The 1,098-nt window shown below is 51.5% G+C and carries 1 protein-coding gene; it reads right to left on the reverse strand.

Features of this window, described 5'->3' with window-relative positions; genetic code table 11:
- Positions 1-179: 179 nt before the first annotated feature.
- Positions 180-965: an IS21-like element IS1326 family helper ATPase IstB gene (gene istB, locus M0413_RS22585; RefSeq protein ID WP_000983249.1), complete on the reverse strand. Its 786-nt coding sequence runs from the start codon at positions 963-965 to the stop codon at positions 180-182.
- Positions 966-1,098 lie beyond the last annotated feature (133 nt).

A 1,098-nucleotide genomic window follows, 5' to 3' on the forward strand; every position in this document is an offset into this window, starting at 1 on the left:
CTAACGTCCGTTCGGGCATCGAGGTCCATGTCGGGGTGGGACGGGCCCGTGGCTTCAAGATCACTTGCAGTCCGACCGCGATGTCTTGGTTGCGCGAGAGGTTGTCGATATCTGTTGATTTGCACCCAAATTTGACCCGGGATTTGCATTGAATTTTGACCCACCCCTTGTTGTCAGAATTATGTCTCGATTTTCAGTTTGCGGGTCTGTTTTTCCTCCTGCTTATTCTGAGTTGAACTGTGTTTGAAGCGGTAACTTTCATTGCCGGTTTCCAGGATGTGGCAGTGGTGGGTTAGTCGGTCCAACAACGCTGTTGTCATCTTTTCATCGCCAAACACTCGGCTCCATTCCGAGAAGCTCAAGTTGGTGGTCAGTATCACGCTGGTTTTTTCGTACAGCTTTGAGAGCAGGTGAAACAGCAGTGCCCCACCGGTTTGGCTAAAAGGCAAATATCCCAGCTCATCCAGAATCACCAAATCGGCATACAACAGACGGTTTGCGATTTGTCCCTGACGCCCAGATGATTTCTCTTGCTCCAGTGCATTGACCAAATCCACGGTGGAGAAGAAACGCACCCGTCGGTTCAAGTGCATCACTGCTTGTGTACCAATGGCTGTGGCCAGGTGAGTCTTGCCTGTGCCTGGCCCACCAATCAGCACCACGTTCTGGGCTTGTTCCATGAAGTCGCACCGGTGCAATTGTTTGACCGTGGCCTCATTAACCAGGCTTTGACTGAAGTCAAAGCCCACCAAGTCCCGATACACGGGGAACTTGGCCACCCGCAATTGATAGTTCACCGAACGTACTTCACGCTCTGCCACTTCAGCTTTAATCAAGCTGTCCAGCATGGGCAAGGCTTGATTAAATGCTGGTGAATTCTGATTGCCCAACTCCTCAATGGCGTGTGCCATGCCAAAGAGTTTCAAGGATTTGAGGATTCTCACATGGCCTTCATGCTGCATCATGGGCTCTCCTTAAACTGTCATAGGGGTCGTTTGCGGGAGGGGGCGGAATCCTACGCTAAGGCTTTGGCCAGCGATATTCTCCGGTGAGATTGATGTGTTCCCATCCGAGCGGCGAAACATGGGCCAAGAGATC

It is taken from the genome of Shewanella sp. 8A (assembly GCF_023475945.1).
GTDB classification, from domain to species: Bacteria; Pseudomonadota; Gammaproteobacteria; order Enterobacterales; family Shewanellaceae; genus Shewanella; species Shewanella xiamenensis.

Excerpts from the sequence above, each read along its gene's own strand:
- istB (WP_000983249.1), bottom strand. The coding sequence starts at position 965 with ATGATGCAGCATGAAGGCCATGTGAGAATCCTCAAATCCTTGAAACTC.